Origin of the sequence: Brevundimonas sp. S1H14, from assembly GCF_047716865.1 — a bacterium.
GTDB lineage: Bacteria > Pseudomonadota > Alphaproteobacteria > Caulobacterales > Caulobacteraceae > Brevundimonas > Brevundimonas naejangsanensis.
Genome location: NZ_CP136679.1, coordinates 2,143,519 through 2,168,919, shown reverse-complemented (window position 1 = coordinate 2,168,919; position 25,401 = coordinate 2,143,519). Strand labels below are relative to the sequence as shown.

The window sequence follows — 25,401 nt, the reverse complement described above, 5'->3', positions numbered from 1 at the left end:
CGCCTCATTCATCCCTGTTGACGATCAGGTTGCGGGTCATCAGGGCCACGAACAGGGTCCAGGGCAGGTCCTGGTGCCGCATCAGCACGCTCTCCGACAGGCTGAGCAGAAGGAAGGCGGCCAGATAGGCCAGGCTCCAGTAGCCCTCCTGCCGCCCCAGGCCGGGCAGGCGGATCAGGACGGCGGCCGAGGTCACGGCGACGACGGCGCCGACCAGGCCGACGCCCGTCCAGCCCAGTTCGGCGCGCAGGTCCAGCCAGCCCTGGTGAGCGGACGGCACGCGCCAGCCCGTCTCATGGCGGATCCATTCCATCGGCTCGGCGTGCGGTAGCCAGAAGGCGCTGTAGCCATAGCCAAGCCAGGGTTTGCGCTCGGTCATCCGGCCGATGGCGTCCCAAATTTCGGTCCGGCCCGTAAGGCTGGGATCCTTGCCGAACAGGGCCAGAATCTCGACCGAGAACTCGCTCCAGATCCACAGGCCGCCGAACAGGGCGACGCCCAGACACCAGACGGCGATGACGCCGAACACCGGCCCCATCCGCCGGATCGCCAGACACAGGACCACCAGCCCGGCGCCCAGCATGGCCATGATGAGGGCGGTCTTGGATTGCGATCCCAACAAAGCCAGGGCGCAGACGCCCAGCGCGATCAGCGCCAGGTTCCGATCGGCCTTCTGCTCCTGAGCGGCCAGCAGGGCGGCGGCCGAGATCAGGCCCACGGCCATGACCATGCCCAACTGGTTCTTTTCATACCACAGGCCGCGCCACATCCCGGCGTTGACGTCGGCGTGCACGCCGAAGCCGGGAAAGGCGAAGACGGAGATCAGACTGCCGACGCCCAGGACCAGAAAGGCGGCGGTCAGCATCCGGGGCAGGGCGATCCCGCGAAAGACCGCGCCGAGATAGACGGCGAACACCCCGGTCAGGACCAGGGCCAGCACGCGTCGCTCGGTCACCTCAGGCACCTGGGACCACAGGCTGGACGCCAACGCCAGAACCGTCATCAGCAGCAGGGGAATGAAGGCGGGCCAGGCCGCCGCCATGCGCCGCGCGCGAAATGCGGCCAACCCCAGGATCACCAGATAGATCGGCGGCCAGATCAGCCGCAGCACCGGCGTCTCTTCCTGGTGGGGCGAGAAGATCGGGCCCAGCAGGGCGCCGGACAACAGGGCCAGGATCAGCCCGGCTGCCGCCTGCTCCCACAGGGTGGGCGCATCGGGATCGTGACGTGAATGGGCGAGGGCCCCTGTCACGCCTTCTCCACGAAGGTGTCGATGACCTTCTTCTCGCCCGCCTTATCGAAGCTCACGACCAGCTTGTTGCCCTCCACCGCGCGGACCTGACCATAGCCGAACTTCTGGTGGAAAACGCGATCGCCGCGGGACCAGCCGGACGCCGCCTTGGGATCGGCCGTGGCGATCAGGCGGCCTTCGCCCTCGATCACGGCGCGGCGGGCGTAGGCGGGCTTGGGCGTCTGGTTCGCGGTATAGGTCTGGGCGCGTTTCCAGCCGGGGCTGGAATAGCTGCCGCCGAAGGAAGGGGCGTCGTCCCAGCGGCTCTTGGCCTCCTTCATGCCGGTCGAGGCGCCGTAATAGCCGGTGTCCGACTGCGGCTCGACGTGGGCGATCGGCAGTTCATCGACGAAGCGGCTGGGCAGCTGCGAGGTCCAGCGGCCATAGACCATGCGGTTGGCGGCGAAGCTGATGCGCGCATCCTGCTTGGCGCGGGTGACGCCGACGTAGGCCAGGCGGCGTTCCTCCTCCAAGCCCTTCACGCCCTTCTCGTCGATGCTGCGCTGGCTGGGGAAGACGCCTTCTTCCCAGCCCGGCAGGAAGACCAGCGGGAACTCCAGCCCCTTGGCGCCGTGCAGCGTCATGATCTGCACCGATCCGGAGCCATCGGCGTTTTCGTCGCGACGCTCCAGATCCATGACCAGTGAGACGTGCTCCAGATAGGCCTGCAGCGTCTCGAACGACTGCATCGACTGGGTCAGTTCCTTCAGATTGTCCAACCGGGTCTGGCCGCTGGTGCGGTCGGCCTTCTGCATGGCGGTATAGCCGCTCTCGTCCAGCAGGGTCTCCGTCACCTGCCAGTGCGGCGTGCCCATCGCCATCAGGTCGCGCCAGCGGTCCAGATCGCGCACGAAGTTGGCCAGCGGCGTGCGGGTGCGGGCTTGCAGTTCATCCGTCGTGATCAGGTGACGCACCGCCCGCATGGCCGAGACGCCGTTCTCACGCGCGATGTGCAGGATCTTCTGGACGCTGGTGTCGCCGATGCCGCGCTTGGGGACGTTGACGATGCGCTCAAAGGCTAGGTCGTCGTCCTCTGACTGGATCAGGCGCAAGTAAGCGTGGGCGTCGCGGATTTCCGCCCGCTCGAAGAAGCGCGGCCCGCCGATGACGACATAGGGAATGGCCAGCATCAGGAAGCGTTCTTCAAACGCCCGCATCTGGAATGACGCGCGAACAAGAACGGCCATGTCCTTGTAATTCATGCCTTGCTTGCGTGCGGTTTCGATCTCATCGGCGATCAGGCGGGCCTCCGCCTCGCCGTCCCAGACGCCGCGCACGCGGACCTTGTCGCCGCTGTCGTCCTCGGTCCACAGGGTCTTGCCCAGCCGGTCCTGATTGGCCGCGATCAGGGCCGAGGCCGCGCCCAGAATGTGCTTGGTCGAGCGATAGTTGCGCTCCAGCCGGATGACCTTGGCGCCGGGGAAGTCGCGCTCGAACCGCAGGATGTTGTCCACCTCAGCCCCGCGCCAGCCATAGATCGACTGATCGTCGTCGCCGACGCAGCAGACATTGCCGGTCGAGGACGTCAGCAGCCGCAGCCACAGATACTGGGCGACGTTGGTGTCCTGATATTCGTCCACCAGGATGTAGCGAAACCGGCGGCGATATTCTTCTGCCAGATCAGCATGTTTTGACATGATGGTGATGTTGTGCAGCAGCAGATCGCCGAAGTCGCAGGCGTTCAGCGTCGCCAGCCGCGCCTGATAGGCGGCGTAGAGGGCCGGACCCTTGCCGTTGGCGAAATCCTCGCCCGGCGGCAGCTTGTCGGGCGTCCAGCCGCGGTTCTTCCAGTGGTCGATCATATGGGCCAGCGACTTGGGCGTGAACCGCTTGGTGTCGATGTTGGCGGCTTCCAGAAGCTGTTTCAGCAGCCGTTCCTGATCGTCGGTGTCCAGGATGGTGAAGCTGGACTTCAGCCCGACCAGTTCCGCATGGCGACGCAGAATCTGCGCCGCGACCGAGTGGAAGGTGCCCAGCCAGCGCAGCCCCTCGGACGACGGGCCGATCAGATGACCGATCCGCTCGCGCATCTCGCGCGCGGCCTTGTTGGTGAAGGTGACGACCAGCAGTTCCCACGGTTTGGCCCGGCCGGTCGCCAGAATGTGCGCCAGTCGCGTGGTCAGGACGCGCGTCTTGCCCGTCCCGGCGCCCGCCAGCACCAGCACCGGCCCCTCGGTCGTCTCCACCGCCTCGCGCTGTTCGGGGTTCAGGCCCGCCAGATAGTCGGACGCCGCGCCTTCAGGACTCTGGGCGCGGGCGAGGTCGGAAATGCGGGGAGCGGGCAGGTCGGTCACAGGGGCGGGTACTCGGCAGCGTCTGGGGCGTCGCCCCGTCGGAATCTGAAGGGGAGAACATAAGCAGCACAGCGGCCAAAGTCAGTCCCCTTCGCGGCCTCAGCGAAAGGAACCGTGCAGCCAGAGCGTCGTTTTCCCAACTGACGGGGACTACAGAGGGAAGGGATGCCTGATGGCGGAAAACTCAAGCGGCGGCGGCAACGCCGGTCTGGCCTTCATCGTGGGGGGTCTGGTCGTGGTGGTGGCGATCCTGGCCTGGTTCCTGTTGGGACGAGGCGGCGCGCCGGACGCCAAAAAGGTCGATGTCGAGGTCAAGTTGCCTGAGGTCTCGGCCCCGGCTGCGCCGGGCGGTGAGTGAGCCATGACTGATCCCGATATTCCGCCCGAACGGGTCGTGCATCAGACGACGATCAATAACGCTCCGGCGCGAAAAGGCGGCGGGACGGGCCTGGCTTTCCTTGTCGGCGGGCTTCTGGTCGCTGTAGTTGTCATCGCCTGGTTGGTCTTCGCCGGAGGACGGGCGCCTGTGCCGGAAACGCCGGACCTGAACGTCGACATCACCGTGCCGACGCCGCGCCTTCCCGAGGTTCCGGACCGCCCGGCGCCGCCGGAACTGCCCCGGCCGAGCGAGCCGCCCCAGGTGGCCGCGCCTGAACCCAAGGCCTGACGCTGTGAAGGTGGTCCTGAAACGCGTCTATGAGGCTCCCGCGAAGACGGATGGGACGCGCATTCTGGTCGACCGTCTGTGGCCGCGCGGGCTGAGCAAGGATAAGGCCAGCGTCGATTTGTGGCTGAAGGAAATCGCGCCCAGCACCGAACTGCGGAAATGGTTCGGCCATGACCCGGAGAAATGGGAGGAGTTTCAGCGGCGCTATCGCGCGGAGCTCAAGGCCAATGGCGACGCCGTGTCCGAGTTGAGAGCCGCGCTCGCCGATGGTCCGGCGACGCTCGTCTATGGCGCGAAAGATGAAGCGCACAACGACGCCGTGGTGTTGGCGGATTATCTAGCCCAGGTCTGAACGGGCGGAGACGCGCCTATTTCAGCCGATAGCTGATCGTCGTGACGACGCGCACCTTCTTGTTCGGCGTGCTGGCCTCGTCGCCCGTGCCGTCGCGCGACAGGATTTCGAACGAGCCTTGCCCCGCTGTCTTGATGGGGCCGAGAGGCGCGCCGGAATCCTTGGCGAACTGTTCGGCGCCGCTGCGGGCGGCGGCGGTGGCCTCGGCGATCATGGCGGGACGCACGTCGTTCAGCTTGGTGAAGATATAGGACGGGCCGTTGAAGTCCTGCAGCACCACGCCCTGACGCACCAGATCGTTCAGATTGCGCGTGGTGGTCTGGACCCGGTCCACGTCCGTGGTGCGCACGATGACGGTCTGGGTCAGGATGAAGCGCGGCCCGCCGGTCTGGCTCATATATTCGCGCGATCGGGTGTCGGCGACGCCCAACTGGCCCAGATCCACGGCGTCGTCAGGATAGCCCTGCGCCTTCAGGAACTGGCGCACGATGGCCAGGTCGCCGTCGATGCGGCTTTGAACCTCTGACAGGACGTCGCCCGAGGTGGTGAAGCGGATGGGCAGGACGGCCAGGTCGGCCTTCACGTCCTTTTCCGCAAGGCCGCGCACGGTGACGGAGCGGTCGCCCGCGCGGGCGTTGATCACGCCCTGTCCGATCAAGGCGCCGCCGCCGATCAGGCCGACAGCCACCAGTCCGCCGAAGACAGCGGCCGGGATCAGGCGAGCGGTGTCGATGCGGTTGTCGTTCATGAGGTTTTTTCCTCTGCAAAGCTGCGGTCCCCTCCGGCCCACTGGAGGGCCAGAAGGCGACAGGAAGACGCCAGCGGACGACGGCCTCGCCAGGCGTCGATGCGGATCATCAGGCCGGCGCGGCTAAGCGAAAGCTCCGTCCCGATGGCGTCCAGAACGGCCCAGAATTCAGGTTCCAGCGCCACCGAGGTGGCGTGGCCTGACAGCAGCACGGATCGCTTGATCAGACCGCTCAAGGCTTAGCGCACGCCCACCATGACGATGTCGGCGCTGTTCGGCGCGCCGCGGGTCAGCACCGAATGGCGCGTGTCCGTCGTGAAGCGCAGGGCGCCCGATGCATCACGAATTTCCGCGCGTGCGGCGTATTCCATGCGGCTGTCGATCCTGTCGTTCGGCACCGACAGGGTGACGGCGTAGGGCGGAGCGCGGCCATCCAGCGGCTGGCGCGCTTCGGCGATCACGAGCGACGGAGCATCCGCACGACTGACGTCCTCGATCCTGACCGTGAGGGTATGGCCCGGCGGCAGCATGATGCGTTCACGATAGGTCGCGCTGACGCTGACGTCGGTCATGTCCTGGGAGGCCTCCGGCAGGGTGGCGCAGGCGGCCGTCATCAGGGCCGGAATCATGACGAGCGGGGCGAGGAAAGAGCGCATCAGCGTCTCCGTTGTGAAGGGGCAGCTTAGCAGAACGCATGAGCCTCACATATGGCTGCAAAGGTCGAGAGACGTGAGGCTGAAGCGGTGCTATCGCGATTTCTCGTTTGGTCCTGTCGAGTCCGCCGCGTGTCTCAGTCTGAAGCTCCATCGCCGGAAGGCGGATCGTCGATTGCCCGTTCGCCCGCCATGCTGGCCTTCGGCGGGGTGGGGGTCTGCGCCCTGATCTGGGGGACGACCTGGTACGCCATCACCTTCCAGCTTGGGGCGGTCGATCCAGTGGTGTCGGTGGTGCTGCGCTTCGGCATCGCTTCGGCTCTGCTGGCCTTGATCGTCAAGGCGACGGGCGGGCGGCTGGCCCTGACGCGCGCTCAGCATCTGGCGGCGCTGGGGCAGGGGCTGTTCTCCTTCGCCATCAGCTACGCCTTCGTCTACGCCTCGGAGGAGAAGATCGCCTCGGCGGTGGTGGCGGTGATCTTCGCCGCCCTGGCCTTCCTGAACCTGATCCTGTTCCGCGTCGCCTCGGGCCAGAAGGCGGCGCCTGCCGCCTGGCTGGGGGCGGGGCTGGGCGTGGCGGGAGTCGGGGTTCTGTCTGCGGGCGAGGTCATGGGCGCGGGGCTGGGCGTTCACGCCGTGGCGGGCGTCAGCTTCGCCGTCATCGCCGTCGTCGCCTCGGCCTTCGGCAACTGGTTCGCCTGGCGCGGCCAGCAGGCGGGCTCGCAGGTGCTGCCGTCGACCGCATGGGCGATGGCCTACGGCACGGGGACGCTGGCGCTGTACGCCTTGATCACCGGCGTATCCTGGTCGGTCGCCTGGAGCCCGGCCTATGTCGTTTCCCTGCTGTATCTGGCGGTGTTCGGCTCGGTGATCGCCTTCGGCCTGTACTTCACCATCGCCAGAGCGAGGGGCTATGCGCTGGCCAGCTACATCTCGGCCCTGACGCCGCCGATCGCGATGCTGGTGTCGGTCATGTTCGAGGGGGCACGCTTCGGCGTTCTGGCTCTGGTCGGTCTGGCCCTGGTGCTGGCGGGGCAGTTGTTCCTGATCCGCGCGCCGAAACGATCGGCGGCCTAGGCGTCGGGCTTGTCCCGCTTGTGGCCGTCCAACTGGGCGGCGTCGCGTTCGCGTTCCGCCCGCGTGGTCAGGCGCTCGGCCTTGGTGCGGCCGAAGGTCAGGCGATTGGCCTCGGCCGTGCGTTTGGCGTCAGCCTTGGCGCGAGCCTTGCGCGCCCGGTTCAGATTGACGATCTCGCCCATCAGGCGCGCTCCGGCATCGGGGGATGGACCATCGACATTGTGAACTCCCACAACAGGCTTGGCGGTGAACCCATGGCGGGCAGGCCCGTTGTCTTACGGTCCTCACAGCCATTGGAGTAGACCATGATAAACGCCTCGATGATCAAGGAACATCAGGAAGTCGTCGGTTCCGACGGCGGCCACGTCGGTCGGGTGGATCACGTAAAGGGCGATCAGATCGAGCTCGCCAAACTGGATCTGGGTTCGGGTCTGAAACACCATATGATCCCGGTCAGCTGGGTGTCCCGTGTCGACGAGCATGTCCATCTCAACCTGAGCAAGGACGAGGCCAAGGCGCGCTGGACCGAGAAGCACTAGACTGGATTTCGCTCTGGCGTCGCCTTACCGCGATTTCATCAGAGGCCCCGCTGTAATCAGCGGGGCCTTTCGCCATATGAAGGGGAGAGCAACGCGAAGGGGCGATTGATTTGATCCGACTGATCCTGAACCTGCTGTGGTTATTCCTGGGCGGTTTCGCCTCGGGCCTGGCCTGGCTGTTCGGCGGACTGCTGCTGGCGCTGACGGTGGTCGGCCTGCCGTGGGCGTTCTCGGCGTGGCGGATCGCCAGCTATTCCTTCTGGCCGTTCGGGCGCGAGATCGTCTGGCGCGATCCGAACCCGGCCGATCTGGGCGCAGGCTGTCTGGGCGTGGGGCTGAACGTGATCTGGCTGGTGCTGGCGGGCTGGTACATCGCCCTGGCGCATATCCTGATCGCCGTGCCGCAGTTCGTCAGCCTGATCGGCATTCCCTTCGCGTTGAAGAATGTCGAGCTGGCGCGGCTGTCGCTGGCGCCGGTCGGGCGGACCATCCGCGACAAGGGCTGAACATGAAAAACGCCGGCCGGGGCGAACCCGGCCGGCGTCTTCATATCTGGCGATGAGCGCGGCTTACTGCGGCGCGATCATCTTTTCAGGGCGGACGTATTCGTCGAACTCGGCGTCGGTCAGATAGCCGCCGCCGACGGCTTCCTGGCGCAGGGTGGTGCCGTTCTTGTGCGCCGTCTTGGCGATCTTGGCGCAGGTGTCATAGCCCAGCTTGGCGTTCAGGGCGGTGACCAGCATCAGGCTGTTTTCAAGGCCGTGCTTGATGTTGTCCTCGCGCGGCTCGATGCCGACGACGCAGTTGTCGGTGAAGCTGATCGCTGCATCGGCGACCAGACGCACCGACTGCAGGAAGTTGTAGGCCATCACCGGGTTGTAGACGTTCAGCTCGAAGTGGCCTTGCGAACCGGCGAACGACAGGGCGGCGTTGTTGCCGAACACCTGGGCGCAGACCTGGGTCAGGGCTTCGCTCTGGGTCGGGTTGACCTTGCCCGGCATGATGGACGAGCCCGGCTCGTTTTCCGGCAGCGACAGCTCGCCCAGACCGGCGCGCGGGCCCGAGCCCAGGAAGCGGATGTCGTTGGCGATCTTGAACAGCGAGGCGGCGACGGTGTTGATCGCGCCGTGGGTGAAGACCATGGCGTCGTGGGCGGCCAGGGCCTCGAACTTGTTCGGCGCCGTGGTGAAGGGCAGGCCGGTGATCTTGCCGATGTTCTCGGCGACCTTCTCCGCAAAGCCCACGGGCGCGTTCAGGCCAGTGCCGACGGCGGTGCCGCCCTGCGCCAGCTCCATCAGGCGCGGCAGGGTCAGTTCAATGCGCTCGATGCCCATGGCGACCTGGTGAGCATAGCCGCCGAACTCCTGACCCAGCGTCAGAGGCGTGGCGTCCTGGGTATGGGTGCGGCCAATCTTGATGATGTGGGCCCAGGCCTTGGCCTTGGCGTCCAGCGCGGCGTGCAGGTGCTTCAGGGCGGGGATCAGGTCGTTGACCACCTGCTCGGCGCAGGCGACGTGCATGGCCGTCGGATAGGTGTCGTTGGACGACTGGCTCATGTTGACGTGGTCGTTGGGGTGGACCGGCTTCTTGGAGCCCATCTCGCCGCCCAGCATCTCGATGGCGCGGTTCGAAATCACCTCATTGGCGTTCATGTTCGACTGGGTGCCCGAGCCCGTCTGCCAGACGACCAGCGGGAAGTGGTCGTTCAACTTGCCCTCGATCACTTCATTGGCGGCGGCGATGATGGCGTCTGCCAGTTTGGCGTCCAGCTTGCCCAGGTCGCGGTTGGTCTCGGCGGCGGCGCGCTTGACGACGCCGAGCGCGCGCACGATCGGCAGAGGCATCTTTTCCCAGCCGATCTTGAAATTGCCGAGCGAACGCTGGGCTTGCGCGCCCCAATAGCGGTCGGCGGCGACTTCGATGGGGCCGAAGGTGTCGGTTTCGATACGAACTTTGCTCATGTGCGCGGGACTCGTCTCTCAGGCGTGGCGGGAAGATGCCGGGCGGTGTAGCACGCAGGCGCGGCGGAGCAAGGCGAGCCGCTGATCACGAAAGGCGGACGGCGCGTGGACGGCTGGATCGGAACCGGAAAGGTCAGAGCGCGCGAGCAGGGCGAGGCGGTCGAAATCACCATCGACGGCCTGACCACCCAGGCCAAATACTATAAGCCTCTGGTCTATGAGTTCATGCGCAAGGAGTGGGCGTCACGCCCCTCCTGGGGAGATTACGTCGTCGAGATCGTGATGGAACACGTCGGCGATCCGCCGTGGATGGATCTGGACAACCTGGCCAAGGCCCTGCTGGACGCCATCAAGGGCTATCTGTTCCACGACGATAGCCAGGTCGCCCGCCTGCTGGTCGAGCGTCGCGAAGGCGAGCGCGAGCGGATCAGCATAAGGGTCTTCCCACGAAAATAGGGGCCGCGCCGGGCGCGACCCCTATTCCAGTATTCGGTGATCAGCAGCGGCGCATCAGCCCGCTGCGTTGGAGATCATCGTCTGCACGTCCTTGGGCTTGGCCAAATTCGAGCCGGGCGTCTTGTAGGTGGTCAGCTTGCCGCCTTCCCACAGGCCGACTTCCAGCGCCCTGGTCGCCGGGACGATCAGCAGATAGGCCGCGTTGACGCCGCCCTCATGCTGCTTGTTGCCCGAGGTGAACAGGACGGCGCCGTCTTTCTGGAGCGGGGCCTGGGTCTGCATATTGGTCGCCAGAACGTCGAACTTGGCGCCCAGCAGCGCCTTCAGGTCAGCCGTGATCGGGCTGTCTTCGAGCAGTTTGGTTTCGTTCGGATATTGGCCGACCTGAGCGTTCAGAGCGCTCCAGTCCGCTGTCGCCGTGGGGGCGGCGTCGGTCGGGGCGGGAGCGATTTCAATCGGGGCGGCGGGCGTCTCGGCGGGCGGCGTCGTTTCCGGCTGGTTGCAGGCGGCCAGCGTCAGGGCCGCGGCGGCGACGGAGATGAGAGACAGGCGCATCAATGACCTCGCTTGCATGGGGGAGGTCACGGCAATGCTTGCCTGCCGACAAAGGTTGCGCGCCCTCGAACGCGGCGACGTTATTTTTTGCGGAATTGGTCCAGGGAAACGACCTTGGGGCCGTCGTCGTCGGACGGCGGCGGGGCCACGGCGTCCGGGTCACGTGCGGGCGGCGACAGGGGCGCGATCTCGGCCTCGATGATTTCCGGCTCGTCGAACTGCAGCAGGAACTGCACGCTGGGATCGTAGAAACGGACCACGGCGCTGTAGGGCACGGTCAGCACCTTGGGCGCGCCGCCGAACTTCAGCATCACCGAGAACAGGTCAGGCTCGACCGCCAGATCCCAGTACTGGTGCTGCAGCACCACCGTCATCTCGTCCGGATATTTGGCCAGGACGTCGGGCGGGACGCTAACGCCCGCCGCGCGGGTCTTGAAGGTGATGTAGAAGTGGTGGGCGCCGGGGATGCCCTCGGGCATGGCCGCCCGCTCCAGCGCCAGGCGGATCACGCCGCGCAGGGCGTCCTGGGCGAGTTGCTCATAGTGCATCTCGTCGACAGGGGGAGTTTGATCCGTCATCAGCGCCTCAAAACAGGGGAACGCGTGACTGTTACCCGCCAAGCGCAGGCGACGGAAGACGCAGAGTCGCCGCCGGGCGAGGAATTTCGATTTCAGAAGAGTGGGGGGCTTCTGTTGCCAGGCGCCCCCCGGGCCCCGCCTAAGGATCTGAACCCCTAGGAGTTTAAGTTCGAAATCAACCGAACCGCATTACGCGGCGAGGCGGACTTCTCCAGCGAAGTTATCGTTCGCAGTTAGATAAAGGCCCGATACGGTGGGCCAGGACGAGCGAAAGCAATCCTCTTTACACGTCCGTCGATGCTAGTCGGCCCCATGCTGCCTCCGCCGATAACGCGGGGAAGAAGTTGGTGGAGCCGCCGGGATTCGCACCCGGGTCCGGTCCGCTTATTACAGGCGCGTTTATCGCCATAGCCCGGGCGAACCCGAGCAGGATCAATATAGTATGGGCGGCCTCGGCTTCCAAGAGGCTGGCGCAGAAGATCAGGCGAAACCAGCGAAGCGGGGCCAGTCTCGCTGCTGGTTGCGGAACCAGGTTAACTGACGCTTGGCGTAGTTGCGGGTGGCTTGCTTCACGGCCGCGACGGCGTCGTCCAGCGACAGTTCGCCCGCCAGATGGGCCGCGAGTTCGCGCACGCCGACGGCCTTCATGGCGGGTAGGTCAGGGGTCAGGTCGCGGGCGACAAGGGCGCGCACCTCGTCCAGAGCGCCGTGGGCCATCATGGCATCCACACGCACGTCGCATGAGACGTAGAGACGATCGCGTTCTGGCTCCACGACAAGGGCGTCATAGCTATCGGGCGCCAGCAGGGGGCGGGTGTCGGCTTTCCAGTCGCTGAGCGCGCGGCCGCTGGCGCGATGCACGCTGAAGGCGCGGACCAGCCGCTGGCGGTCTGCGGGGAAGATGGCGGCCTCGGCGACGGGGTCGACCTCGGCCAGGCGGCGGCGGAAGGCGGCCTCGCCCTCGGCGTCGAACTCGGCCTGAACAGCGTCGCGGATGTCGGCCTGGACAGGCGGGATTTCGGCCAGCCCCTTGGTCAGGGCGTTGAAGTAGAGGCCCGTCCCTCCGACCAGCAGGGCCGGGCGGCCCTCGGCGGCCAGTTCGGCCAGCAGGGCCATCACCGCCCGACTCCAGCGCCCGACGGACCAGGCATCGGCGGCGTCGGCGACGCCGTAGAGGCGGTGCAGAATCTCGGCCTCGTCCTCGACCGGCGGTCGGGCGCTGAGCACGCGTAGGTCGGCGTAAAGCTGCTGGCTGTCGGCGTTGATGATGACGGCGCCCGTTTCGCGCGCGCGCTGCATCGCCAGCCGCGACTTGCCCGAAGCGGTGGGGCCGGCGATCAGTGTGATGAGGGGTTGGGACAAAGGATCAACTCGCGAACGGACGCTTAGGGCGATAGAACGCCTGTCACTGGCCCGGCAAGTCCGTCGGGTCTTGAAGGAGTCTTCATCGTGACTGACCGCGCCGCCGTCCTCGCTGTCCTCGACGCCGTGACCGACCCCAGGTCGGGGCAGGGGCTGGCGACCGCCGGGCTGGTGCAGGGACTGGTGGTGATCGACGGGCGTGCGGGCTTCGTCATGGAAGTTCCCGCCAGGGAGACGGCGCTTTACGCCCCGGTGCGCGATGCGGCCGAGGCGGCGCTGAAGGCTATGCCGGGCATGGAGCGGGTGTCGGTCGTCCTGACCGCCGAGGCCGTGACCGCCGCGCCGGCGCGCCGTACGGCCGGACTGTCGAAGGCGGCGACAGATCAGGGGCGCCCCAAGGCGCCGGTGCCGACCGAGCGCCCGGCCCATGTGAAGCGCGTTCTGGCCGTGGCGAGCGGCAAGGGCGGGGTCGGCAAGTCGACGGTCTCGGTCAATCTGGCGGCGGCCTTGGCGGCTCGTGGTTTGTCGGTCGGGGTGCTGGATGCGGATGTCTATGGCCCGTCGCTGCCGACCATGTTGGGGATCTCGGGCCAGCCCGCCTATGAGGACGGGGCGATGGTTCCGCACGTGGCGCATGGGCTGAAGGCCATGTCGGTCGGCCTGCTGACCAAGGCCGAGGACGCCATGATCTGGCGCGGGCCGATGGCGTCGCAGGCCATCAATCAGATGCTGACCCAGACGCGCTGGGGAACGGAAGAGCAGCCGCTGGATGTTCTGGTCATCGACCTGCCGCCCGGCACCGGCGACGTGCAACTGACCCTGATCCAGAAGACGCCGCTGGACGGGGCGGTCATCGTCTCGACGCCGCAGGAGGTGGCCCTGGCCGACGCGCGCCGGGCGCACACCCTGTTCGACAAGGTCGGCGTCCCCACGCTAGGCTTGGTCGAGAACATGAGCGGCGAGGTGTTCGGAACCGGCGGCGCCGAAGCCGAGGCCGCGCGTCTGGGCGCGCCCTATCTGGGCGATCTGCCGCTGGACGGGGCGCTGCGGCGGGCGGGCGACGCGGGGCGGCCATTGGTCGCCGTTGACCCGCAGCATCCGGCGTCCGAGCGTTTCAGGCAGATCGCCGCGAAGGTCGCCCAGTCCTTGGGTTTTTAGGTCGCTGGGTCTTTAGAAAGGAGGCCATGATGGCTGAGCAGGAACAATCGGTGGTCGTCTGCGGCATTGACGGCAGCGCGCATGCTGAGAGCGCCGTGCGCATCGCGGCGCAGTTCGCCAGGGCGAAACACGCCCGACTGGCTCTGGTGGCGGTCAATCCGCTCAGCTCGGCCAGCGGCCACCCGGATATTCGCGCCTGGAAGGCCGAGGAGCAGGACGCCATTCTGATGCGGTCGATGACCGAGGCGCGGCGTCACTGTCCGTCGGTTGAGGCGGTCACGACCGAGGGGCATGACGTGGCCGACGCCCTGATCGCGGCGGCCGTCGCGCTGGGCGCGGATCACATCGTGGTGGGCACGGGCGACCGCAAAGGGCTGGTGAACTGGCTGATGGGCTCCACCGCCAAGGCCGTCGCCGCCCGTGCGCCGGTCAGCGTGACCATCGCGCGGTAGGCTTAAGCGGGCTCGACCACCACGGCGGTGCCGTAGGCCAGGACCTCGGTCACGCCGGGCATGATCTCATTGGCGTCGTAGCGCATGGCCAGGATGGCGTTGGCGCCCCGTTCCTGCGCATGGGCGATCAGGTCGTCATAGGCTTCCTGGCGCGCGGCCTCGGCCAGTTTGACATAGGCGCCGACCTTGCCGCCGATCATCGACTGGACCCCGCCGATGGCGTCAGAGACGAGGTTGCGCGAGCGCACGGTGATGCCGCGCACCACGCCCAGCTGGCGCACGATGCGATGACCGGCCAGGTCATTGGTGGTGGCGACGATCATGAGAACTCCTGAGGTTCAGCGGCGGTCCAGAACGGTGAAGGCGAAGGCGTGGTCGTCCTTTTCGCCCGCCTCATGCTGTTCAAACGCTGTGCGGACGAAGGCGGTTTCGTCAAACGCCGGGAAGACGGCGTCGCCTTCAGGCTCGGCCTCGACCTCGGTGATGTACAGGCGTCTGGCGCGCGGCAGGGCGGCGGCGAATATGGCCGTGCCCCCGATGACGCAGACCTCGTCCACGCCGTCGTCGGCCGCCTGTTCGCGGGCGATGGACAGGCCTTCGTCCAGCGTCGAACAGACGACGGCGCCCTTGGCCAGGCCCGCCTCGGCGTAGGATTCATCCTTGGTCAGGACGATGTTCAGCCGTCCGGGCAGGGGGCGTAAGGGAAGGCTCTCCCAGGTCTTGCGGCCCATGATGCAGGGCTTGCCCATCGTCACCGCCTTGAAGCGCTGCAGGTCCGAGCGCAGCCGCCAGGGCAGGTCGCCGTCCCGGCCGATGACGCCATTCCTGGCGCGGGCGACGACGAGGGCGATATGGGGCAGGGCCAAGGCGGTTCTCCGGAGCGAATCGGGAGCGACGCGACGCCGCTCCCGTTCGTAGGAGTTAGGCGTCCGGCTCGAGCAGTTTCAAGCGGAAGAACAGACCACCGATCACCGCGCCGATGGCCGGAGCGACGAAGAAGACCCAGACCTGGCTCAGGGCCTGACCCCCAGCCAGCAGCGCCGGGCCGAAGCTGCGCGCCGGGTTGACCGAAACGCCGGTCACCTGAATGCCGACGATGTGGATGACCGCCAGGGTGATGCCTATGGCCACGCCCGCGAAGGCGCCGTGGTCCTTGACGCCGGTCACGCCCAGAATGGCGATCAGGAAGATGGCGGTGGCGACGATCTCGAACGTCAGCGCCGCCTGCAGGCCGTATCCGCCGGGCGATCCGGCGTCGAAACCGTTCTGGCCCAGGCTGGCGAAGCCGGTCTTGGCGATCATGCCGATGATGGCGGCGCCGATGATCGCGCCGATGAACTGGGCGATCCAGTAGAGGACCATGTCCTTGGCGCCCATGCGCCCGGCGACGAAGGCGCCCAGGCTGACGGCCGGATTGACGTGGCAACCCGAGATCGGCCCGATGCCGTAAGCCATGGCGATGATGGCGAAGCCGAAGGCCAGGGCGATGCCCAACTGCCCGACGTGATCGAACCCGCCCAGCACGGCTGCGCCGCACCCGAACAGCACCAGAACCAGCGTGCCGATCAGTTCGGCGGCGAACTTCTTGATCATGGAACCCTCCCGTTTCCAGTCACCGCCTGAGAGCGGATCGGGGGGAGGTTGCGCCTAAACCCGAAATTTCACCAGTCGCCGTTACGCGAGTTTACGTTTCGGTCTTGAGCCAGCTCAGCCATTTGCGCTGCATCGCAGCGTTCAGGTCGACGCCGGCGCGGTCGCAGTAGATCAGCAGCATGCCCAATACGTCCGCCGCCTCATCGGCGAGGGCCTGAGCATCGGCGGCGCCGCGCGCCCGTTGGGTCAGACGCAGATGCTCGGCAGTCAGTTCGCCCAGCTCTTCCTGCAACTTCAGCAGGGCCCAGTCGCGGTCGCGGTCGATGGCGTGCTCGCGCGCGTAGATGTCGGAGATGCGCAGCACATCCGCTTGGAGGTCGGTCAGCTTCATGCGGGGGTCAGACGGCGACGGCGGCCTTGATGTGCGGCCAGGATTGGTAGTCGTTCAGCACGAAGTCCGACAGCTCAAAGCCGAACAGGTCGTCCTTGTCCGCCACCGTCAGGGTCGGCAGGGGGAGGGGGGCGCGGCTTAGCTGCAGCTCGGCCTGCTCCAGGTGGTTCAGATACAGGTGGGCGTCGCCGAAGGTGTGGACGAAGTCGCCCGGCTCCAGCCCCACGACCCTGGCCAGCATATGGGTCAGCAGGGCGTAGGAGGCGATGTTGAAGGGCACGCCCAGAAAGACGTCGGCCGAGCGTTGATACAGCTGGCAGCTCAGCCTTCCATCCGCGACGAAGAACTGGAACAGGCAGTGACAGGGCGGCAGGGCCATGTCGTCCACGTCGGCCGGGTTCCAGGCGCTGACGATGTGGCGGCGGCTGTTGGGATTGGTCTTCAGTCCGTGAACCAGTCTGGCGATCTGGTCGATGCTCGAACCGTTCGGGGCGGCCCAGGAGCGCCACTGTTTGCCATAGACGGGGCCGAGGTCGCCCTCGGCGTCGGCCCACTCGTCCCAGATGCTGACGCCGTTGTCCTTGAGCCAGGCGATATTGGTCTCGCCGCGCAGGAACCACAGCAGTTCGATGAAGATCGACCGCGTATGCAGCTTCTTCGTCGTCAGCAGGGGGAAGCCCCTGGACAGGTCGAAGCGCATCTGACGCCCGAAGACGCCCAGCGTCCCCGTACCGGTGCGGTCGTCGCGCCGCACGCCGTTGTCGAGGATGTCCCGCAGCAGATTCAGATACTGCCACTCGGGATGGTCGGCGGGCGCGGCCGCCGTGCGGGCTTGCAGGTCTGCGATCTGGACGGCGGCGTTCATGCCATGAGGATGCCGCTGATTCTCTTTGGAGGGCAGGGGCCTGATTCTCTTGCTCACAGAAAAAAGAAAACGCCCGCCGATCGCTCGGCGGGCGCTCCTTGTTTCAACGCGCTCTTACTTGCCGGGCGCGAGGCGTTCGTTCTGGACCCAGCCGACATTGTCGTTGTCGTCCATGACTTCCCACCAGGCGCCGTCGCGGTTGCCGGTGGGGTAGAGGCGCAGGCCGACCGGCAAGGCGCGGACGACCGAGCCGCCGCTGGGCGCCGAACGCAGAGTCGAGGCTTCCTGGACCGTATAGCTCTGGATCGGAGCGGCCTGGGCCGCCGAACCGCCTTCCAAGCCGCCCATCTGGGTCACCATGTCGGTGTAGGCCTGGATGAAGGACTGGGCCACGATGCGGCCGATCTCGGTGTTTTCATAGCTGCCGCCGCCCAGGGCGCCCGCGCCGAAGCCTGCGGCGCCCGCGCCCCAGCTCATGTCGCGTTTGGAGGCGTAACCTTCGGTCACCAGCTCGGTTTCCGAGGTGCGGACGTTGGTCAGCGACAGGACCGTATTGGCTTCCATGTTGCGCGTGCGCAGACCGCCGACGAGGGCGCCTGCACGGCCGCCCAGCGCCGCGCCGGCCAGACCGGCCAGGGCGTTGCCGCCGCTGTTGGCGTTCTGGCTGGCGATTTCGCCGACCAGCACATAGTCGGCCGCGCGCACCTGGCCGCCGCCGACGTTGGAGCCGCGCTGCAGGTCGCCGCCCGAGGCCATCTCGCGTTCGCGTTGAGCGACGTTCATGCCGGCGCCGCGATCAACCAGGGTGAAGCAGCCCGAACGCTGGATCACGACGCGCAGAAGGCTTTGCGGCGGCGAAAGCTGCAGCTCACGCCAGTAGTCGGATTGTCCGTCGGCGATGGTGATCGAGCCGAGGCTGGCGCGGCAGCGCGGGATCTGGGCCATCTGGGCGTCCTGCGCGCGCTGCGCGCCGCTGCGCCCGGCCTGAGCCGCCGATGCGGTCGGCATCGCCGAGGCGGTAATCAGGACGGCGAGGGCCGGGGCGATAAGACAGGTCTTCAAAACGTGATCTCCTGGTTTGCTATCAAGCTTCACGGCCCTTGGGCGCCGACACGCGGCGGGCGGAAACGCCGTAGCAATACGGTCGAGCTAAAGGAACCTTGTTTATTGACCGGCGGTCAGGCGTTCCTGCTGTAGCCATCCGATGTTGTCGTCAGAGTCCAGTACCTCTACCCATTGGCCGTCGGACTTTCCGGTCGGGAACACGGTAGCGTCAGGGGCAAGGGGCCGGATGGCGTCGCCGTTGGGGGCCGTGCGCAGCACAGTCGGCAGGGCCAGTCGACGGCTGGCCATGTTCGGGGCTGCGTCGGCGCGGCGACGAGCTTCTTCTTCCTGCCGGATTTCTTCGCGCAGCCGGCGGCGTTCCTCTTCGCGCGCGCGGTCAAGGCGCTCCTGTTCGCGACGTTCCGCCTCGGCTTTGCGGGCGGCTTCGGCGTCACGCTCGGCGGCGGCGGCGCGAACAGCCTCGCGGTTGGCGAGCGTGACTTTCGGGGTCTGGTCGCCCGTGCCGCCAAGGCTGGTCACCAGATCGGCGTATCCGCGCACCAGGGCCAAGGCGATCACCTTGCCCTCATCCTGCCTCTCATAGCCAGCGCCGACGCGGCCGCCGAAGTGGTTGTCGCGGATGCGAAGGCCGCGCAAATCATCTTTATTGGCCACGGCGCGCGTGCTGCCGACGGTTTCAGCCAGAGGCACGCTGGCCAGCGAAAAGACGATCTGGGCGTCCTCCTTGCCGCGACCGATGTCCTTTTTCAGGTCGCGAATTCGCTCGACTGTATTGGCGTTCAGCGCCTGGGCCGGAGCAGCTTGGCCGCCCTGCTGACCGTTCAGAGCGCTGCCGGCCATGTTCATGGCGGCGTTCATGGCCTGCAGCTGCAAGGGATTAAGCCCGGCCTCGGCGCCCAAGCCGCCCAGACCGCCGACGCCTCCGCCCAAACCTCCGCCCAGATCGCCGCCCGTGGCTGCGGCCAGGCCAGCCGTGAGCAGGGCGCGCCCGCCGACCGCCGCCAGCGAGCCAAGCAGTCCTGACCTACGATCGCTGTCGGTCGATTCAATGGGGTTCGCGAGTTCGGCGACCAGGACGAAGTCGGCCGTGCGGATGCGCGCGGCGCCGCCCAGGTTGCGCTCGCGCTCGACCAGATCCATGCCCGGCCCGCGCTCGATCAGGGTGAAGCAGCCGGAATCGCGGATCACGGTGCGCAGCAGTTCCGTCGGGGCTCCCAGACCCATCTGGTCGAATAGGACGCCTTGGGTTTCGGCGATCGCTACGGTTCCGAGGTTCTGGCTGCAGCGAGGGGCCTCATTGATGACCTGGGTCGTTTCTGCATTGTTCCGCCGGCCGAAAATTTGAGCGTCAGCCGGGGAGACCGAGACGACGAACAGGGCCGAGGTAGCCATCAGGACGAGCGCGAAACGAGACATTATGAACCGGCCGATTGTGGAGAACCGGCCCGCCTTTAGCTTTGCCGTTGCAGCAAAGCAATCAGTGTTAGCCCGAAAAGCCGCCTGAGTTCAGGAAGGCCGCTTCCTCTGGGGAGGTCGCGCGTCCCAGGCAGTCGTTTCTGTGCGGGAAGCGTCCGAAGCGGGCGATGATGTCGCGGTGAATCACGGCGAACTTGTAGGTCTGCGCTTCGGTCGCCTCATCCAGCAGCGTCAGCAGTTGTTCCTGATCCTCCAACGATTCAGAGTGCATCAGCGGCATCAGGATGAAGGGGCGCAGCTCAGGCGCGACCTCGCGATCATGCCCGCGCTGAATCGCTTCCTTGGCGAAGGCGACGGCCAGGGGATCGGTTGCGAACATATGGGCGGTGTCGCGAAAGGCGTTTCGCGGCAACTGGTCCAGCAGGATGATCAGAGCCAGGGCGGCGTCAGGCGTCTCAAGCCAATGATCCAGCCGGCGGGCGGCGGCGGCGAAGTGGGTATCGCTGCACCGCTCAGTGAAGGCGCGATCGAAGGCGGCGTCCTTGGCGAACCATTTTTCGGGTCCGGCGTCGGTCCAGAAGGCGATGACTTCGGCGGGGGTCTGAAGCTGGGTCATGCGGCCAGCCTAGCAGCAGCGCGCCAAAAGGCACGACCTTGCGGTGGCCCGGCGTTCGCAATGTTAAAGGAAGAAATGGTCGGAGTGGCAGGATTCGAACCTGCGACCCCCGCGTCCCGAACGCGGTGCTCTACCAGACTGAGCCACACTCCGACTTTCGCAATCAGGCGATCCGTGGGCCGCCGCTTGCGTCGAGGAGGGGGCTTATAGCCATGCCGACGGGCCCTCGCAAGCGGGTAAATGAGCCTCCGGAAAAAACTCTTGGGTCGATGAAAATTCTTTCCTTTTCAGGTGTTGCATCCCCCGAAACCTTGGCGTATCTGACCGCTCCTCGCCGCGACGCACTGCGGCGGCGGGGAACACCGGACCGCTGGGGAATGGTGTAATGGTAACACTACGGTTTTTGGTACCGTCATTCTAGGTTCGAGTCCTAGTTCCCCAGCCACCGTCCGAAGGGGTAGAGCGCATCAAGCGCCCCCTTTGAGGTTCAGCTTTCATATCAAATGCTTCGTTGCGCGCGATAGTCGTGGGCGGTCTGCTGCCCGGGTTGCCGGTGCGACCGGCCCAGCCGGGACTTTGAAACCGGATGAGGCGCTCGGTTTGGGGCGCTGTTAGTCAATCCAATGCGCTTCAGGGGCCGGATGGCGGAGCGGTTACGCGGCGGAGTGCAAATCCGTCCAGCCTGGTTCGATTCCAGGTCCGGCCTCCATGCGCGCCCCGTAGAGCTGAAGCGTGAGGCGTGTTGATCCCTGTTGCATCCAATCTGATCTGAGGCCGCTGAGGAGAAGATCATGTCGCGTTTGCGGCCCGCGCCCCCGGTGGAGGCGTCCGCCTGGCTCAACACCTCATCGCCTGTCGTGCTGGAAGACCTGCGCGGGAAGGTGGCGTGCTTGGTGTTTTTCCAGCGGCTGTGCCCTGGCTGTTCCCACTATGCGATGCCGCAGGCCCGGCGCGTCGTGGAGACGTTCACCTCTGGCGAAGTGGTGGTCATGGGCGTGCACAGCGTGTTCGAACACCATAAACAGCAGACAGACGAAGCGGCTCTGTCCCGCTGGCTGACGGAGCAGGGGTGCAGGTTTCCTGTCGCTGTCGACGCGCAGTCCGACGGCCGCGTGATGACGCCGAAGACCATGACCGCCTATAATTTGCAGGGCACGCCCAGCCTGGTGCTGGTCGATCGCCAGGGGCGTCTGAGGGCGCGCCATTTCGGGCCGGTGTCGGATATGCGTCTGGGCGCCGAGATCATGGCCCTGCTTCTGAAACCGGCTGAACCTTAGTCGTCTCAGGCGGGTCGCGCCGCCCGCAGAAGTTTGACGGCGCGCCTCAATTCGGCGTCGTCCAGGCTGGCGAAGCCCAGGCGGAAGGCGTTCGCCGGACGGCTTTGATCAAGGCGAAGCTGTCCGCCATGAGACAGCAGAAGACCTGCGCGCTCGGCCGCCTCGGCCCAGGCCGCAGCGTCTATAGAGGGGGCGACCTTCAGCCAGAGGGCCAGGCCTCCGGCGGGGCTGTCGAAGGCGACGGCGTCGCCGAGTTGGGCGGTGATCTCTGCGGCCAGAAGGTCGCGGCGATGTTCGTAGATCTTCCTGGCCTTGCGGGCGTGGCGGCCCAAGTCGCCTTCGTCGATCAGCTTGGCCAAGGCGTGTTCGAGCGGAATGTCGCCTTGTCGATCAATGGCTTCGCGCAGGTCTGTCATCCTGGCGAGCAGGTCGGTATGGCCGGTCGCGTAGCCGATCCTTAAAGCCGGGGCGAGCAGTTTGGACACCGACCCGATGTGGACCACCCGATCGTCAGCCTGGGCCCGCGCGGCCAGAGGCAGGACCGGACGTCCCTCGAAGCGGTATTCGTGGTCATAGTCGTCCTCGACCAAGATCAGACCGCGACGACGCGCTATTTCGAGCAGCCGAAGCCGACGTCCGGCGCCAAGGGTCACAGTCGTCGGGTACTGATGATGCGGCGTCACATAGACAGCGCGAACGCCTGGCTCCTGATCCAGAAGTTGCTCGAAGCGATCGATATCCAGCCCCTGCGCGTCCACCGGAGCGCTGACAACGCGGGCTCCGGCCGCGCGGAACGCCTTCCAGGCCAAGGGATAGCCGGGGTCCTCGACCGCGATCGCTTCGCCCGGTTGCAGGGCGGCGCCGGCCACCAGAAACAGCGCCATCTGGCTGCCTCGAGTCACCAGCAGGTCGTCTGCGTCGATCGTCAGGCCGCGTTCTGCCTCCAGATAGCGCGCCAGGGCGGAGCGGAGAGGCGGGGCGCCGCGTGGGTCGCCGTATCCTGTCAGCCTCTTCAGCCCGGCCGCCGACACCGCCCGGCGAAAGGCGCGCGCCAGCTCCACCCCCGGCATAAGCCGCGCGTCGGGCGCGCCGTCGGAGAACCTGAGGGGCGTCAGGGCAGCGCGAGAAGCAAGAGGCGAGGTCTGGGACTTTCTGGGCGGCCCCCAGGTCCGGACGCCCAGATCCGGCAGGTCCCGGGCGACAAAGGTGCCGCGCGAGGCTTCGGCGACCAGCCAGCCCTGAAGGATGAGCTCCTGATAGGCGGCGTCGATGGTGTTGCGATGAACGCCGAGCGACTGGGCGAGCGCCCGTGTGCCCGGCAGGCGATCGCCAGGCTTGAGCCGACCGCGTTCGATTTCGCGGATGATCGAGCCCGCCAGATTGATGAACAGGGCCTTGGAGCTGTCCTCAATCAACTCGATGACCACGGCGCTGCGTCCCATGATCCGGCCTATCTCGCTTCGTCAAAGCGGCCCTTATCGCTAGGCCGTGATGTGGGTATCCCACGACCACCCCAGCACAGCAACTCTGCTGTCGGACCTTTTGAAAAGGACAGGCCCGTGGCCAAGAATGCCGTTTTCTATCATGCCGGTTGTTCTGTCTGCGTCGACGCCCAGCGCCGCTTTGTGGGCGCGCTGGACCCGGCGGTCTATGCGGTAGAAGTCGTCCATCTGGGCGAAACGCCCGAGCGCCTTCCCGAGGCGGAGGCGATCGGCGTCAAGTCCGTGCCGGTCATCGTCATGGAGGGCGCCGTCTATCACATCAATCACGGCGCTGATCTTTCGGCGCTCAGCTGAACTCCAGTCGGCCTTCCCGACACCCCCCCTCTTGGAAGGCCGCATGGCGGGCCGGAACCCTCCCATAGTTCCAGCCCGCCTCTTTTTTACATGATCTGAGGTGAAGACATGCACTCCGACCTTGCAACACGGGTTCTGGACCCTGACCTGGCGTACGCCCTGACGCTGGAGCAGCAGCGCCAGCAGGACAGCATCGAATTGATCGCCTCGGAGAACATCGTCAGCGCGGCTGTGCGTCAGGCGCAGGGCTCGGTCCTGACCAATAAATACGCCGAGGGTTATCCGGGGCGGCGCTACTATGGCGGTTGTGAAGCGGTCGATATCGCCGAGAAGCTGGCCATTGACCGGGCCTGCGCCCTGTTCGACGTCGATTACGCCAACGTCCAGCCGCATTCTGGCGTGAACGCCAATCTGGCGGTGCTGTTCGCCCTGATCAAACCGGGCGATCGGATCATGGGGCTGGACCTCGCCTGCGGCGGGCACCTGACCCACGGCTCGCCGGTCAGCCTGTCGGGCCAGTGGTTCGACGTCAGCGCCTATCGGGTGCGCGAAGAAGATGATCTGATCGACTATGACGACATGGAGCGGCGCGTTCTGCAGGATCGGCCGAAACTGATCTATGCGGGCGGGTCGGCCTATCCCCGGCGCATCGACTTCGCCCGCATGCGTCAGATCGCCGACAAGGTCGGGGCCTGGCTGGTGGCGGATGTGGCGCATTACGCCGGTCTAATCGCGGCGGGGCTGTATCCCAATCCGACGCCCCATGCGCATGTGACGACCTCGACCACGCACAAGACCCTGCGCGGGCCGCGCGGCGGGCTGGTCCTGTGCAACGATCCCGAACTGGCGCGCCGGATCGACAAGGCGGTGTTTCCCGGCACTCAGGGCGGGCCGCTGATGCACGTCATCGCCGGCAAGGCCGCCGCCTTCCATGAGGCGCAGCAGCCCTCGTTCGTGGACTATTCGCGCGCGGTGATCGAGAACGCCCGGGTTCTGGGCGAGACTTTGGCGGAAGGCGGCCTGCGGCTGGTTTCGGGCGGCACGGACTGCCACCTGGTGCTGGTCGATCTGCGTCCCTTTGGCGTGACCGGAAAACAGGCGGTGGAGGCTCTGGAAGCCCACCATCTGATCGCCAACAAGAACTCCGTCCCCTTTGATACGGCGTCGCCCATGATTACGTCAGGCCTGCGGCTGGGCTCGCCGTCGTCGACCTCCAGGGGGTTCGATGCGGCGGCGTTCCGGACCGTTGGCGGGTTGATCCTCTCCATCCTTCGCGGCGTGCGCGACGGACGGTCCGACAGCAGCGAGATCAGGGCGCAGGTCGCAGACCTGACGCGCGCCTATCCCCTGACCGCTCCAGGCGCGGCGGTCGCCTGATGCAGGAGGCGTGATGCAGGTCATCTCGATCCAGAGCCAAGTGGTTCACGGCCACGTCGGCAACAGCGCGGCGGTCTATCCTCTTCAGGCCGCCGGTTTCGAGGTGGCGGCCGTCCCCACGACCCTGCTGTCGAACCATCCCCACTATCCGACCATGAGAGGGCGGGTGCTGGAGGCGGACCTGGTGGCCGACCTGCTGCTGGGCGTCGAGGAAAGGCAGTTGCCGCAGCAGGCGGCGGCGATCCTCACCGGCTATATGGGTTCGGTGGGCAATGCGTCGGTGGTCGTGGACTTCCTGCGCCGGGCGCGGCGGCTGAATCCTGATTTCGTGCTGATCTGCGATCCGGTGATCGGCGATGACGACCTAGGCGTCTTTGTCGAAGACGGGCTGATCGAACGGTTCCGAGATGAGCTAACGCCGATAGCCGACATCGTGACGCCGAACCAGTTCGAACTGGGACGGCTGGTCGGCGAAAGGCCCGATACGGTCGAAGGTCTGCGCGCCGCTGCGGATCAGTTGAGCCGTCGTGGAACGGGCCGCGTCGTGGTCACGGGCTGCGTTCTGGTCGACACCCGCGACGGCGAGGTCGAAACCGTGGCGCTGGAGGGCGGCAAGGCGCACCGGACCTCCATCCCGCGCCTGCCCATTCGGCCCAGCGGCACGGGCGATCTGTTCACCGCCTTCATGACGACGTGGTTGTTGAAGGGCGCGTCGTTGGCGGACGCCGCCGAGCGCGCTACCAGAGACGTTCAGCGCGTTCTCAGGCGAACGCTGGATGCGGGCGCGTTCGAGATGCGCATCATCGGCGATTGACCGCCTGTCAGGCGTCCATGAGGAATAAGAAGCCCGGCCGTTGCATCA

General features: G+C 66.4%; 32 protein-coding genes, 3 tRNA genes and 1 other RNA gene. 15 read left to right on the top strand and 21 right to left on the bottom strand.

Annotated features, from left to right (window positions below):
• Positions 1 to 4 precede the first annotated feature (4 nt).
• Both RSD66_RS10645 and RSD66_RS10640 read right to left on the bottom strand, forming a co-directional pair.
• Complete coding sequence (locus RSD66_RS10645; protein WP_415287684.1) at positions 5 to 1,252, bottom strand: O-antigen ligase family protein; 1,248 nt, start codon at positions 1,250 to 1,252, stop codon at positions 5 to 7.
• The gene (locus RSD66_RS10640) at positions 1,249 to 3,585 is read right to left on the bottom strand and encodes an ATP-dependent helicase (protein ID WP_415287682.1); all 2,337 of its coding nucleotides are present in this window, start codon (positions 3,583 to 3,585) and stop codon (positions 1,249 to 1,251) included. The genes RSD66_RS10645 and RSD66_RS10640 overlap by 4 nt, the downstream gene beginning before the upstream one ends.
• Before the next feature lie 172 nt (positions 3,586 to 3,757).
• Here RSD66_RS10640 and RSD66_RS10635 point away from each other — a divergent pair, with 172 nt between their 5' ends.
• The 3 genes from RSD66_RS10635 to RSD66_RS10625 are packed head-to-tail and all read left to right on the top strand — an operon-like array spanning position 3,758 to position 4,604.
• Positions 3,758 to 3,943: a hypothetical protein gene (locus RSD66_RS10635; RefSeq protein ID WP_119412266.1), complete on the top strand. Its 186-nt coding sequence runs from the start codon at positions 3,758 to 3,760 to the stop codon at positions 3,941 to 3,943.
• Between the two features lie 3 nt (positions 3,944 to 3,946).
• Positions 3,947 to 4,252, top strand: a complete 306-nt coding sequence (locus RSD66_RS10630; RefSeq protein WP_415287681.1) for a hypothetical protein — start codon at positions 3,947 to 3,949, stop codon at positions 4,250 to 4,252.
• A 10-nt stretch (positions 4,253 to 4,262) separates the two neighbouring features.
• Entirely contained in the window at positions 4,263 to 4,604 is a 342-nt protein-coding gene (locus RSD66_RS10625; RefSeq protein ID WP_415287680.1) for a DUF488 domain-containing protein, read from the top strand.
• A gap of 16 nt (positions 4,605 to 4,620) precedes the next feature.
• Here RSD66_RS10625 and RSD66_RS10620 read toward each other — a convergent pair whose 3' ends face one another.
• From RSD66_RS10620 to RSD66_RS10610, 3 genes are read right to left on the bottom strand one after another with little or no spacing between them, the layout of a single operon-like run.
• On the bottom strand, positions 4,621 to 5,352 hold the full coding sequence (locus RSD66_RS10620; RefSeq protein ID WP_415287679.1) for an SIMPL domain-containing protein: 732 nt from the start codon (positions 5,350 to 5,352) through the stop codon (positions 4,621 to 4,623).
• Positions 5,349 to 5,588: a ribbon-helix-helix domain-containing protein gene (locus RSD66_RS10615; protein ID WP_024354090.1), complete on the bottom strand. Its 240-nt coding sequence runs from the start codon at positions 5,586 to 5,588 to the stop codon at positions 5,349 to 5,351. Before RSD66_RS10615 ends, RSD66_RS10620 begins: the two co-directional genes overlap by 4 nt.
• A 3-nt stretch (positions 5,589 to 5,591) precedes the next feature.
• Positions 5,592 to 6,008, bottom strand: coding sequence for a YbaY family lipoprotein (locus RSD66_RS10610; RefSeq protein WP_415287677.1), 417 nt, complete (start codon positions 6,006 to 6,008; stop codon positions 5,592 to 5,594).
• A 129-nt stretch (positions 6,009 to 6,137) separates the two neighbouring features.
• On the opposite strand from RSD66_RS10610, the gene RSD66_RS10605 reads away from it, so the two are divergent.
• Positions 6,138 to 7,082: a DMT family transporter gene (locus RSD66_RS10605; protein WP_415287675.1), complete on the top strand. Its 945-nt coding sequence runs from the start codon at positions 6,138 to 6,140 to the stop codon at positions 7,080 to 7,082.
• Here the strand turns inward: RSD66_RS10605 and RSD66_RS10600 are convergent.
• A complete protein-coding gene (locus RSD66_RS10600; RefSeq protein WP_415287674.1) occupies positions 7,079 to 7,264 on the bottom strand; it encodes a DUF4169 family protein in 186 nt (61 codons plus the stop codon). The genes RSD66_RS10605 and RSD66_RS10600 overlap by 4 nt on opposite strands.
• A 123-nt stretch (positions 7,265 to 7,387) precedes the next feature.
• Here RSD66_RS10600 and RSD66_RS10595 point away from each other — a divergent pair, with 123 nt between their 5' ends.
• Both RSD66_RS10595 and RSD66_RS10590 read left to right on the top strand, forming a co-directional pair.
• On the top strand, positions 7,388 to 7,621 hold the full coding sequence (locus RSD66_RS10595) for a DUF2171 domain-containing protein (RefSeq protein ID WP_003167222.1): 234 nt from the start codon (positions 7,388 to 7,390) through the stop codon (positions 7,619 to 7,621).
• Between the two features lie 110 nt (positions 7,622 to 7,731).
• Entirely contained in the window at positions 7,732 to 8,127 is a 396-nt protein-coding gene (locus RSD66_RS10590; protein WP_303683724.1) for a YccF domain-containing protein, read from the top strand.
• Between the two features lie 63 nt (positions 8,128 to 8,190).
• Here RSD66_RS10590 and fumC read toward each other — a convergent pair whose 3' ends face one another.
• Entirely contained in the window at positions 8,191 to 9,582 is a 1,392-nt protein-coding gene (gene fumC, locus RSD66_RS10585) for a class II fumarate hydratase (RefSeq protein WP_415287672.1), read from the bottom strand.
• A 105-nt stretch (positions 9,583 to 9,687) separates the two neighbouring features.
• On the opposite strand from fumC, the gene RSD66_RS10580 reads away from it, so the two are divergent.
• Positions 9,688 to 10,038: a RusA family crossover junction endodeoxyribonuclease gene (locus RSD66_RS10580; RefSeq protein ID WP_024354096.1), complete on the top strand. Its 351-nt coding sequence runs from the start codon at positions 9,688 to 9,690 to the stop codon at positions 10,036 to 10,038.
• A gap of 54 nt (positions 10,039 to 10,092) precedes the next feature.
• Here RSD66_RS10580 and RSD66_RS10575 read toward each other — a convergent pair whose 3' ends face one another.
• From RSD66_RS10575 to miaA, 4 genes are all read right to left on the bottom strand, one after another.
• Complete coding sequence (locus RSD66_RS10575; RefSeq protein WP_415287670.1) at positions 10,093 to 10,593, bottom strand: hypothetical protein; 501 nt, start codon at positions 10,591 to 10,593, stop codon at positions 10,093 to 10,095.
• Between the two features lie 80 nt (positions 10,594 to 10,673).
• Entirely contained in the window at positions 10,674 to 11,171 is a 498-nt protein-coding gene (locus tag RSD66_RS10570; RefSeq protein WP_415287669.1) for an SspB family protein, read from the bottom strand.
• Between the two features lie 99 nt (positions 11,172 to 11,270).
• Positions 11,271 to 11,638, bottom strand: a transfer-messenger RNA (tmRNA) gene (gene ssrA / locus RSD66_RS10565).
• Positions 11,639 to 11,651: 13 nt separating this feature from the next.
• Entirely contained in the window at positions 11,652 to 12,533 is an 882-nt protein-coding gene (miaA, locus tag RSD66_RS10560) for a tRNA (adenosine(37)-N6)-dimethylallyltransferase MiaA (protein ID WP_415287668.1), read from the bottom strand.
• 87 nt (positions 12,534 to 12,620) lie between these two features.
• On the opposite strand from miaA, the gene RSD66_RS10555 reads away from it, so the two are divergent.
• Both RSD66_RS10555 and RSD66_RS10550 read left to right on the top strand, forming a co-directional pair.
• On the top strand, positions 12,621 to 13,691 hold the full coding sequence (locus tag RSD66_RS10555) for an Mrp/NBP35 family ATP-binding protein (RefSeq protein WP_415287666.1): 1,071 nt from the start codon (positions 12,621 to 12,623) through the stop codon (positions 13,689 to 13,691).
• A 29-nt stretch (positions 13,692 to 13,720) separates the two neighbouring features.
• The gene (locus RSD66_RS10550; protein WP_029673443.1) at positions 13,721 to 14,143 is read left to right on the top strand and encodes a universal stress protein; all 423 of its coding nucleotides are present in this window, start codon (positions 13,721 to 13,723) and stop codon (positions 14,141 to 14,143) included.
• A 2-nt stretch (positions 14,144 to 14,145) separates the two neighbouring features.
• Here the strand turns inward: RSD66_RS10550 and RSD66_RS10545 are convergent, their stop codons facing one another.
• The 9 genes from RSD66_RS10545 to RSD66_RS10505 all read right to left on the bottom strand — a co-directional run bounded on the left by RSD66_RS10545 (position 14,146) and on the right by RSD66_RS10505 (position 20,242).
• Positions 14,146 to 14,466, bottom strand: a complete 321-nt coding sequence (locus RSD66_RS10545) for a YbjQ family protein (RefSeq protein WP_415287665.1) — start codon at positions 14,464 to 14,466, stop codon at positions 14,146 to 14,148.
• A gap of 15 nt (positions 14,467 to 14,481) precedes the next feature.
• Positions 14,482 to 15,009, bottom strand: coding sequence for a dihydrofolate reductase (locus RSD66_RS10540; RefSeq protein ID WP_415287663.1), 528 nt, complete (start codon positions 15,007 to 15,009; stop codon positions 14,482 to 14,484).
• Between the two features lie 55 nt (positions 15,010 to 15,064).
• The gene (locus RSD66_RS10535) at positions 15,065 to 15,736 is read right to left on the bottom strand and encodes an aquaporin (protein WP_415287662.1); all 672 of its coding nucleotides are present in this window, start codon (positions 15,734 to 15,736) and stop codon (positions 15,065 to 15,067) included.
• A 91-nt stretch (positions 15,737 to 15,827) separates the two neighbouring features.
• On the bottom strand, positions 15,828 to 16,127 hold the full coding sequence (locus RSD66_RS10530; RefSeq protein WP_003167209.1) for a hypothetical protein: 300 nt from the start codon (positions 16,125 to 16,127) through the stop codon (positions 15,828 to 15,830).
• Positions 16,128 to 16,134: 7 nt separating this feature from the next.
• On the bottom strand, positions 16,135 to 16,992 hold the full coding sequence (locus tag RSD66_RS10525) for a thymidylate synthase (RefSeq protein ID WP_415287660.1): 858 nt from the start codon (positions 16,990 to 16,992) through the stop codon (positions 16,135 to 16,137).
• 114 nt (positions 16,993 to 17,106) lie between these two features.
• A complete protein-coding gene (locus tag RSD66_RS10520) occupies positions 17,107 to 18,054 on the bottom strand; it encodes a CsgG/HfaB family protein (RefSeq protein ID WP_415287659.1) in 948 nt (315 codons plus the stop codon).
• A 102-nt stretch (positions 18,055 to 18,156) separates the two neighbouring features.
• The gene (locus RSD66_RS10515) at positions 18,157 to 19,473 is read right to left on the bottom strand and encodes a hypothetical protein (protein WP_415287658.1); all 1,317 of its coding nucleotides are present in this window, start codon (positions 19,471 to 19,473) and stop codon (positions 18,157 to 18,159) included.
• 67 nt (positions 19,474 to 19,540) lie between these two features.
• Entirely contained in the window at positions 19,541 to 20,089 is a 549-nt protein-coding gene (locus tag RSD66_RS10510; RefSeq protein ID WP_415287656.1) for a DUF924 family protein, read from the bottom strand.
• Between the two features lie 76 nt (positions 20,090 to 20,165).
• Positions 20,166 to 20,242, bottom strand: a tRNA-Pro gene (locus RSD66_RS10505).
• 218 nt (positions 20,243 to 20,460) lie between these two features.
• Here RSD66_RS10505 and RSD66_RS10500 point away from each other — a divergent pair.
• From RSD66_RS10500 to RSD66_RS10490, 3 genes are all read left to right on the top strand, one after another.
• Positions 20,461 to 20,534, top strand: a tRNA-Gln gene (locus RSD66_RS10500).
• A 190-nt stretch (positions 20,535 to 20,724) separates the two neighbouring features.
• A tRNA-Cys gene (locus RSD66_RS10495) sits at positions 20,725 to 20,798 on the top strand.
• A gap of 82 nt (positions 20,799 to 20,880) precedes the next feature.
• A complete protein-coding gene (locus RSD66_RS10490; RefSeq protein WP_415287655.1) occupies positions 20,881 to 21,366 on the top strand; it encodes a peroxiredoxin family protein in 486 nt (161 codons plus the stop codon).
• A 5-nt stretch (positions 21,367 to 21,371) separates the two neighbouring features.
• Here RSD66_RS10490 and RSD66_RS10485 read toward each other — a convergent pair whose 3' ends face one another.
• Positions 21,372 to 22,808 (bottom strand): PLP-dependent aminotransferase family protein, encoded by a 1,437-nt coding sequence (locus RSD66_RS10485; protein ID WP_415287654.1) that lies wholly within the window; start codon positions 22,806 to 22,808, stop codon positions 21,372 to 21,374.
• Between the two features lie 117 nt (positions 22,809 to 22,925).
• Between RSD66_RS10485 and RSD66_RS10480 the strand changes: the two genes are divergently transcribed.
• The 3 genes from RSD66_RS10480 (at position 22,926) to pdxY (ending at position 25,353) form a co-directional block, all read left to right on the top strand.
• Entirely contained in the window at positions 22,926 to 23,162 is a 237-nt protein-coding gene (locus RSD66_RS10480; RefSeq protein ID WP_415287653.1) for a thioredoxin, read from the top strand.
• 108 nt (positions 23,163 to 23,270) lie between these two features.
• The gene (gene glyA, locus RSD66_RS10475; protein ID WP_415287651.1) at positions 23,271 to 24,539 is read left to right on the top strand and encodes a serine hydroxymethyltransferase; all 1,269 of its coding nucleotides are present in this window, start codon (positions 23,271 to 23,273) and stop codon (positions 24,537 to 24,539) included.
• A gap of 13 nt (positions 24,540 to 24,552) precedes the next feature.
• Entirely contained in the window at positions 24,553 to 25,353 is an 801-nt protein-coding gene (pdxY, locus tag RSD66_RS10470; protein ID WP_415287650.1) for a pyridoxal kinase, read from the top strand.
• Positions 25,354 to 25,401: the final 48 nt, after the last annotated feature.